This is a genomic window from Desulfobulbaceae bacterium, assembly GCA_015231515.1.
Taxonomy (GTDB): domain Bacteria; phylum Desulfobacterota; class Desulfobulbia; order Desulfobulbales; family VMSU01; genus JADGBM01.
This window is the reverse complement of sequence record JADGBM010000123.1, coordinates 1-8,173: the sequence shown is the minus strand read 5'-3', so window position 1 is coordinate 8,173 and position 8,173 is coordinate 1. Positions and strand designations below refer to the sequence as shown.

Genomic DNA, 8,173 nt, shown 5'->3' with positions numbered 1-8,173 from the left:
AGATGAGTTTATTATTCCGCAGGATGTTTCCATTTTTCCCGGCTCAAATATTCTAGAAATAAATGCCCGCACAATAAGCATCAACGGCACCGATGATCTCCGTAACTATGAAGGGGGCTCGTTAACCCTCTGTGCAGCTGAAGACATAATAATGAATGGCAACGATGCCGCAATATTTGGGGCCTCTAATGGGGCGATAACCATGAGCGTATTATCCGGTTCTATCAATGCAGGATTGTATGTAGGGGGCGGTGAACCAATTCAGGTGGGAACAGGGGCTTCAATAACTTCTGGAGTAATACGGAATGTCCCAGAAATAGGTGCTGGCAACTTAACTATTTCTTCAGGCGACGTGAGTCTTTCAAACAGATCTATTGTGACTGTTGGCAGTGGTATTCGTGCAATCACCTACATCGATGACTTTTCCGAACTCTCAATTGGGAGAGTCATCAGTATCAGTGCACCAATATTAACATCTCCTATTGGCGGTCGGTTCAGCCTGATTTCTGGTGCCCAGGCAGCGGTTCCAGAACCAGCGACTATGCTCCTTTTGGGTACCGGCCTGGCTGGATATGGTTTGCTGGGTGCTCGACGAAATAGAGGGAAGAAGCATCAGTAAGAAAGCTTGCGATGATCTCTTTTCTGCAGATGTGATCCTTCCTTTCTAGGCGTAGGGGCCGACTGATCCGGTCTATAAGGTCACATGTGAGATGATTTGTTTCTCATCAAATTCAACAATCGGTGTGTAGGTTAGTATTATCTCATCAGCAGCCGCGTTGGTTTGCACTGTTTCAAACACCTGCCAGCTCAGATCAGGCATTTGGATCTTCACCAGGGCATGATCCTCAAAATTTGTCTTAACCGCCAACACCCTTACCTCATACGGATAACCGAGAGAACGCAAATTCGACATAATAAATATGGCGATGTCTTCGCAGTCGCCGGAGTACGATTTTGCAGCAAACTCCTGAGGGGTGGCCCATTGATCTTCGATCTCAATTTCATAGGAGGTCAGGGCCTTGCTCTCAGCAACTATTGCGCGCACAGTTGAGGTATCCCATCCTTTTGAGTTTACCCGGTCTTGCCATGTTGAAAGTTTTTCACAGTTTGCGCAGGTGGAATTTTCCCTGGCGAGGCGACCTTGCCAGTCAACTATCTGGCGAAGGTAGGGATTCTTCTGCAGCTCAAGATAGGTTGGTTGGTCACGATATGCAACATCTGAATTTACTGCGCCGCAGGCTGATGTCAAAAGTAAAATGGCAAGTAGTAGAGCGTAATTTTTCAGCATGAAAGGTGCCTCCAAAGGGTTCGTCTTGTCCCTTTGTTAAGGCAACCTTTATGCCAAGCGCTATCTACGCCTATAACATCTTGATATTACATGTTTTATTTAAATACTTACCCGCTTTCTGAGCCAGCATACCCCATCAACTTATGTTGCTGTATACTTGTCAATAAGAACAAATAATGAATCGTGATGGGAATGAAATTGTTCATAAATCGATTGATTTCAGGCAGTTAAGGCTGGCGTAAACAAACTGAAAAGGGGCGCAACCACATCACCTGGTGTGAACTATGGTTGCGCGGGTTAAATCTAACCGAAAATTAATTCAAAAGTAACATTACATTAATCTCGATACCTTAAATATAGACCATGATTGAAAAAGCAAATGCAAAAATTATCTAGTATTGACCGTCAGCTCACAAGGGCTGGCGAAAATGACAACATCTACAAAGAGGCCCGACAATGAAGATCCTTATCATGGAAAACGAACAGGCAGACCTTGAGTATCTGATTGGTATAGTGGAAGAGTGCGGGCATGAAGTCGAATGTGCCGACAGAGATCGTGGATGGTGGAAAACATTCTCAGCTACAACAAAAGGTTTTGATTTTGTTGTCACTGGCACTGGGATGACGGGATTTAAAAATTATGACCTGATCAAAAGGGTTTTAGCTAAGAATGCCGATCAGCGTATTGTTATGATCGGTGGTGATATGGAGGAGGATTACGCATGGTTCCCACATGCCATCCGTAGCAAAGTAGATTTCTTGCCCAGGGCTTTTAATCCGCATGAGTTGGAAGCGCTGATTAATTAAATAGTTTCATTGAGTCGTTCGATGCTGCATTTGAATGCCTCATTTTTCTTTAAAGATAACGAATCTCATCAAAACAAAAACAGATAATCATAAGGAGAACTTTTTTTATGGACCATCAAACAGCAACAAATCATTATCGTAAGCACAATAACTCATGTGATGGGGCTGTCTCATCGCGACTGGCCGGGAAAATTGTTTCAGACATCGACTGGCTTGAACTTTTGGCGTATGAGGACAATTTTGTAATTGGGTCATTCAATAGGAACTTGATTGACCCAGACTCAGAGCATCTCTTCAGGCAACGTTGGAAAATTGAATAACCGACTAGTACTTTTAGGCGGGATCGGATTGGATTTTTTTGAGGCGTTTATTGAGAGCCTGACGGGAAATACCAAAGAAGCAAGAATTGGCAAGAACTGTATTTAATCTGGCGGGGATGTTTCCAGGTTAAAGTCATACTGTGAAAAGTGCTTTGTTAACTCTGGTCCAAGGACTTTGTCCGGGTCCCAACTCTGCTTGGTTAATGATGAGCGAACGTCGTGTAATCCGGGCATGTTCCAGTAGGTGGAGTCGTTTTCTTTAAGATTGTTAGCGATTTTATTAAAGTTGAAAGTGAACTGCCCATCGGCGCTTAGAAACATGACTATCCCCGATAAAACCTTTCCAGGGTCGTTTATTAAATCATCATAGTTGACATAGTGAAAAATTTTCTCTTTGCCGCTCTGAAGATGTTTTTTTTCATAGTTCATGCCGAATAACATATTTTCATAAGGCTCTTTCCACAGCTGGTGAAAAATGGCATGCGCTCTGTTTTGTGTATTAATTTCAAGGTTCTTTGATCGTAAAAAGTCATCTACCGGGTTCGCCCGCTTCTTATATTTCTTTTCATTCTTCTTCATCAATTTAATCATCGATGTAACGGCCTCGGCAATTGGTCGATAGTTTATGACTATTTTTAAGTTTGGTACATACCTTGCGATTGCAGGCAAGTTTCGAGGCCAGCCCCTGTGTTTATCTAGAATAATAGTTTCATTTCTGTGGGCATAGTAACTGTCAATTGTGGACTGGATGATATTTTTTTTCTGGATGGGATCAATTACATAGGCTTTTTCAAGCTTCTGCAAATTCTGCTCTGAAAAGAAGATTAAATCAAGAAGACCGCTTGTCGGCGAAACATAAATATCAGGATGCTGATTGAGTATGTTCGCCAAAACAGTTGAACCTGATCGAGGTATGCCTGAAAGAAAGTAAAGCTGTTTCATTATTAAAAACGCCATTAGTGAGCGGTGACTAGCTCTTGGTTAATATTTTATAAGGATGATTTACAGGTTCAGTCACAGCTTGAATTAGTATTCTAGAAGATGTTTCTTTCCCGCAACACCTTCAATCTTCTTGAGGCGTTTATTGAGGGCCTGACGGGAAATACCAAGCAGTTTGGCTGCAATGGCTTGGTTTCCCTGGGCCTGTTTCATTGCCTCAATAACCAGCATTCGCACGGCATCTTCAATAGTGGGAAACTTGTTCGTAAAAGGGATTGGGAATGCGTCATCGTCACCCTGGTCAGTCGCCGGAGAGTAGTTGTTTTCAGTATTCCTGGCAATGTGTTCATGAAAGGTCTGCAAAGACATCACCTTGGACTCATGGCGACTCACAGCATCAAAAATCATGGACTGGAGTTCCCGAATATTTCCGGGGAAGTGATATTGAGCAAGAAGAGGAAGCAACTCCTTTGGTGGGGTTGGAGTCTTTTTCTTGAGAATGCTGGCGACTGAGCTCAGGAAATGATCGATCAGGGTTGAGATATCCCCAGCACGCTCCCGCAGGGGTGGCACATTGATATGATGGGTGCGGAGGCGGTAGTTCAAGTCGCTTCGGAAGCGCCCTGTTTTTTGAAATGACCAAAGATCTCTGTTGGTTGCGGTTACAATCCTGGCAGTAGATTTTTTATAAATGTCTGCTCCCAGGGGCAGGTATTCATTTTCCTGCAAAAGGCGAAGAAGCTTCACCTGCGATGCAGTGCTGAGATCACCGATTTCATCGAGAAAAAGCGTGCCGCCCTGAGCCCTTTCAATCATTCCCTGACGCAGACGATCCGCACCTGTAAAGGCACCCTTCAGATGGCCGAACAGGGTATCTGAAAAGCTATTATCGTCGAGACCTGCAACATTAACAGCGACAAAATCGCCACGTAATTCACTGGCACGATGTACGGCTTGCGCAAAAAGTTCCTTGCCGACTCCGGTCTCCCCAGTGATCAATACCGGCTGTCCGCTTTTGGCAATGGAACTGACCTGCTCGAATAAGGACAGCATTGCCTGATTATTGGTAATGATGTGATGATAAATTTCACTGATGATGGGCGGCTGTTTTGAGTTATGTTTCTGCATGGATGGGGTAATTAACTGTTTACTGGCTGTCAGGCCAGGTACATATGTTTGGGAATGGACGACATATTGGTAGTTTGGTCGAAATTCATTTTTTGGGCAGTTAACTCTCCGAGTTCTTTCTCGTACTGTTCCAGTTGTTGACTGTCATGGACAATAAAGCTCGCATCTTTACGCTGAATCCAAATGTTGTAATACCGGTCTGACTCTCCGTTTTCAATTCTCTTGGTCAGTCGTGCTATTTCTTTTTGCAGTCGTTCTTCCCTGGCAAGAATTTTCTCAATCTCCAGATCAGCTGGAGTGTTTTGCCTGAAATCGTCATCATCGGCGAAAGTTTGAGAAACGTTGGACTCTTCACCTGTGTTTGCAGGATAATCCTGGTTAATGTCTTCGAGGCTGCCGCCGGTTTGTGAATTTTGTGGAGGCGATGAATAGTTGTCAGAACGAGAACTCTTGTTAGCAGAACTTGCCATCTGCGGTGCCTGTGACAGGCCTGTCGAGTTTATAGATTCAAGTGCGCTTACGTCTCTTTTATTTTTCCGTTGCAAATCTGACCGGCGCTCCCTTACATCATTTTGAACAGATGCGATTAGGGCCCCTGAAGAAGATTTAGTGTCATCTGAACGAGAGTTCCGGCGACTGATTTGCACATTTTTCCCCACTGATCCTGCTTTAGAGTGAGCATCATCAGATTCCGCCGGAGTAAGAGGATTTTTGTCCCCTGCTCTACTCTGAGTGTTCACGCTGGCAGACTGTTCGGCAGTATATTCGAAACTGTTTCTATTGAGATTCGATGCCTGTCTTGCTACTTCAACAGGATAATCAGGTGCAATAAGCAGATTATTATCCAGGATAATCCACCATGACAAGAAAGCGTTGAACAAAGCAACTGGTATCAGCAGATGATCCCAGAAAAATTTCCATTGTTTTTTCATGCAAATTACCTCCTAAAAGAGAGATGGATTACAGGGTACTCTTGTCGATATCGTCCTGATATTTCTGCACCATCTTTTCCAGCTCAATCTTTTCAAGCTGAGTCAACGGTTCAAGGGTTTTTAATGCATCAATGACATTCTTTTCCGCATATTTTTGGACAAGTTCCTGGCTCAAAATCGCAAATCGTGCATTTTCACGCCGGCAATGGTCATGTTCCTGTTTCTCTGAATTTAGATGCGAGTCAAGAGTGTAATTTTCATTTGTTAAGCTGGAAATCTTTTCATCTCGTACCTGAATTTTGGTTATACTCTCAGCGTGCAGCGCTTCATACTGCGTTTTCCACTGTGAGATAACCTCTGTATATTTATCAATCTTTTTCTGGTGGTTAACCGCAGCAGTTTCTGAAGCTGCTTTAAGTTTTGCAATTTCGGCGTAAAGTTCAGAGGAACTTGCCTCTAATTTTGTGGTGAGATCTGCATTTTGAACCTGCAGAGATCGCAACTCGCTTTCAAGGTTGGATTTAAGCTTCAAGTACTGACTGGAAAGCGATTTCTCTTCGGCAAGTTTGGTTTGCAACTGACTGTTTTTTTTCTCCAGCCCGGCAACCTCTCCAAGTAGAGCCGCCTTTTGACCTTCAAGCGTATAAATTTTATAGCCAGCCCAGCCTCCGGCAGCAAGGGCAGCTAGCAAGAGGACAACTAATATTATAGGAAGTATTTTTTTCATAGAGTTTTCCTTAGTACTTCAGATTTAAGTCAACCTGGAGGGTATCCACACTGAACTGGGGGCCGCTGATTTCATCAGAACTCAACCATCGTGAACTCATCCAGGTGTTTTTTGCCAAGCCAAATTCCCCGCCGAGAATCCAGCCTTTGGCGTGAGTTCCACCGAGGTGAAAGTCAGAATCGGTAAATGCATCAAGAACAGCATCGGCTTCGAGATATTTGTAATACAAAAACGTTCGCCATTGGCCTTTGTCGCTGACCTTGGTATGACCGACACTAAGTCCTACCTGGTACCCTTCATTTTCCTCAAGGTTACCGAGTTTGTATGCTTCAGCGGTTCCAAAAATTCGGGAGCCAACCGCATCTTTATCATAGCCGATGTTTTTGACATAATCGCCGATCAGCGAAATTTGAACCGGCGCAAAAAAATTAATATCAAGTTTTCCGGTGATATTAATCTCTTGAAATTCAGCGGCCAAACCCACCACCGAATTAAGAGGATCGAGATAAAAGAGGGTATTGCCTTTTTGCAGAAATTGCGGGGCGGTATGCCCTGTCAATGGAGCGCCGTTGACCGTGTCACTTTTACCAACCTCATTGACATAATCATAGTAAGCTCCGGCAAATTTAAGGGAAATTCCATCCAGAAAATTAGAGGTGAAGCCTGCCTGGGCTCCATAAAGATATTTATCTTCACTGCTGTCACTGAATTCGTCGATTGAAAAAGCGCCTAATGTAAGAAATCCACCCAAGCTATCATTGAATTTTTTATTATACGAACCAGCAAGTCCCTCAAAGTTGAGATCGGTGTCCCAGAGATGGTCAGTAGAAAACCATGGATTTGGAATACGGACACCAGATGCTGCCAGTGATTTGGAAGGCGCCCATTGCACATAGGCCTGGTTAAAGACAACAATGTCCTTGTTCTGGTAATCACCGAGTGTCTCATTTGTGGAAACAGGATCTGTTTCGTTGCCTGTTGATACCTGGACAACCGCATCAACCTGATCATTTACTTTTGCCTTTGCTTTGACTCGTACTCGTATTCGCGCCCTGTCCCTATTGGTCTGAGGGTAGACGACAGTATCCGGCAGTTCGGAAGGATCAAGAAAATTACTGTTGCGCTCATCAAAAGAATCCCCCTGGTAACGGAGCCGCATATCGCCGCCGAAACTTATCCTGTTGGCCCAATGGTCTGCCTTGCCAATCTCCTGCTCCTTCATCTTGTCGTTGATGTTTTTATCAAGTCGTGCCTCAATAAATGGGCTCACCCGTTGGGCGACCTCAGACGAAACATCATCAATCAACTCCAGCCGGACTCCTTCCTTCATCGTCTGTTTGGAAAGTTTGTTTTCCAGTCGTGCCTCAACATACGGTGAAATCCTTTGGGCCACTTCTAAGGAAACATCATCGATCAATTCCTGCTTTTTTCCCTCATCAAAGGTATTTCCAGACATTTTCTGTTCCACGGAAGTCTCGACTATAGGTGCAATACGCTTGACCACTTCTGTGGTAATATCATCAATCAGGGCGGCCCGGTTTTGTTCAGAAAACGCCGGCTCTGCAGATGAATCAGTATCTGAAGCAAACTGGGAGGTAAATGCCTCAGCCTCAGCTGCGGTAATAACTCCCTTAGCCTGCAGCATTTGAACCAAAGCCTCAACGCTGCTTGTTCCACCCTGGGCCTGAAGCGGCAGTGCACTTGAAAGAAGAATGGCAAGAGCATACCCGGCCATATGTTTTTTGATCTTCCTCGTTTTCATTTTCATTTTCGATCTCATTTGTGTTTGTCTATTAGCCCTGTGAAAGGATTTTCAGTTTAATGACTCTCGGCATATCGGTAGGCGGTGGGTCCCGCAACACGGCAACCTTGAGGGTTTCTTCCAAAGCAGCGTCCATCAGCTCATTTCCAGATGAATTAATAATTTTGTAATCAACAACCTTGCCAGTCATGTCGAGTTCCAAGGCAATAATTGCATTCAATTCGCCCTTTGGAATTCCACCTTTTTTCTCCAAGTGTGATCGCACCAGTT

General features: G+C 44.2%; 10 protein-coding genes. 3 read left to right on the top strand and 7 right to left on the bottom strand.

What is annotated here, in order from left to right:
* On the top strand, nt 1-619 hold a 619-nt coding region (locus tag HQK80_14055), incomplete at its 5' end, for a PEP-CTERM sorting domain-containing protein (protein ID MBF0223323.1).
* 72 nt (nt 620-691) lie between these two features.
* On the opposite strand, the gene HQK80_14050 is transcribed toward HQK80_14055, so the two are convergent.
* On the bottom strand, nt 692-1,288 hold the full coding sequence (locus HQK80_14050) for a hypothetical protein (protein MBF0223322.1): 597 nt from the start codon (nt 1,286-1,288) through the stop codon (nt 692-694).
* A 456-nt stretch (nt 1,289-1,744) separates the two neighbouring features.
* Here HQK80_14050 and HQK80_14045 point away from each other — a divergent pair, with 456 nt between their 5' ends.
* Both HQK80_14045 and HQK80_14040 read left to right on the top strand, forming a co-directional pair.
* Complete coding sequence (locus HQK80_14045) at nt 1,745-2,095, top strand: hypothetical protein (protein MBF0223321.1); 351 nt, start codon at nt 1,745-1,747, stop codon at nt 2,093-2,095.
* Nucleotides 2,096-2,202: 107 nt separating this feature from the next.
* A complete protein-coding gene (locus HQK80_14040) occupies nt 2,203-2,415 on the top strand; it encodes a hypothetical protein (GenBank protein MBF0223320.1) in 213 nt (70 codons plus the stop codon).
* Between the two features lie 102 nt (nt 2,416-2,517).
* Here the strand turns inward: HQK80_14040 and HQK80_14035 are convergent, their stop codons facing one another.
* From HQK80_14035 to HQK80_14010, 6 genes are all read right to left on the bottom strand, one after another.
* Complete coding sequence (locus HQK80_14035) at nt 2,518-3,357, bottom strand: sulfotransferase (protein MBF0223319.1); 840 nt, start codon at nt 3,355-3,357, stop codon at nt 2,518-2,520.
* Between the two features lie 84 nt (nt 3,358-3,441).
* Entirely contained in the window at nt 3,442-4,482 is a 1,041-nt protein-coding gene (locus tag HQK80_14030) for a sigma-54-dependent Fis family transcriptional regulator (protein ID MBF0223318.1), read from the bottom strand.
* Between the two features lie 29 nt (nt 4,483-4,511).
* Nucleotides 4,512-5,414 (bottom strand): hypothetical protein, encoded by a 903-nt coding sequence (locus tag HQK80_14025; protein ID MBF0223317.1) that lies wholly within the window; start codon nt 5,412-5,414, stop codon nt 4,512-4,514.
* A 28-nt stretch (nt 5,415-5,442) separates the two neighbouring features.
* The gene (locus HQK80_14020) at nt 5,443-6,141 is read right to left on the bottom strand and encodes a hypothetical protein (GenBank protein MBF0223316.1); all 699 of its coding nucleotides are present in this window, start codon (nt 6,139-6,141) and stop codon (nt 5,443-5,445) included.
* 10 nt (nt 6,142-6,151) lie between these two features.
* Nucleotides 6,152-7,909, bottom strand: coding sequence for a putative porin (locus HQK80_14015; protein MBF0223315.1), 1,758 nt, complete (start codon nt 7,907-7,909; stop codon nt 6,152-6,154).
* A gap of 25 nt (nt 7,910-7,934) precedes the next feature.
* Nucleotides 7,935-8,156, bottom strand: coding sequence for a TonB C-terminal domain-containing protein (locus HQK80_14010; GenBank protein MBF0223314.1), 222 nt, complete (start codon nt 8,154-8,156; stop codon nt 7,935-7,937).
* Nucleotides 8,157-8,173 lie beyond the last annotated feature (17 nt).

Coding starts and splice junctions, on each gene's coding strand:
- HQK80_14050 (MBF0223322.1), bottom strand. CDS start 1,288: ATGCTGAAAAATTACGCTCTACTACTTGCCATTTTACTTTTGACATCA.
- HQK80_14045 (MBF0223321.1), top strand. CDS start 1,745: ATGAAGATCCTTATCATGGAAAACGAACAGGCAGACCTTGAGTATCTG.
- HQK80_14040 (MBF0223320.1), top strand. CDS start 2,203: ATGGACCATCAAACAGCAACAAATCATTATCGTAAGCACAATAACTCA.
- HQK80_14035 (MBF0223319.1), bottom strand. CDS start 3,357: ATGAAACAGCTTTACTTTCTTTCAGGCATACCTCGATCAGGTTCAACT.
- HQK80_14030 (MBF0223318.1), bottom strand. CDS start 4,482: ATGCAGAAACATAACTCAAAACAGCCGCCCATCATCAGTGAAATTTAT.
- HQK80_14025 (MBF0223317.1), bottom strand. CDS start 5,414: ATGAAAAAACAATGGAAATTTTTCTGGGATCATCTGCTGATACCAGTT.
- HQK80_14020 (MBF0223316.1), bottom strand. CDS start 6,141: ATGAAAAAAATACTTCCTATAATATTAGTTGTCCTCTTGCTAGCTGCC.
- HQK80_14015 (MBF0223315.1), bottom strand. CDS start 7,909: ATGAAAATGAAAACGAGGAAGATCAAAAAACATATGGCCGGGTATGCT.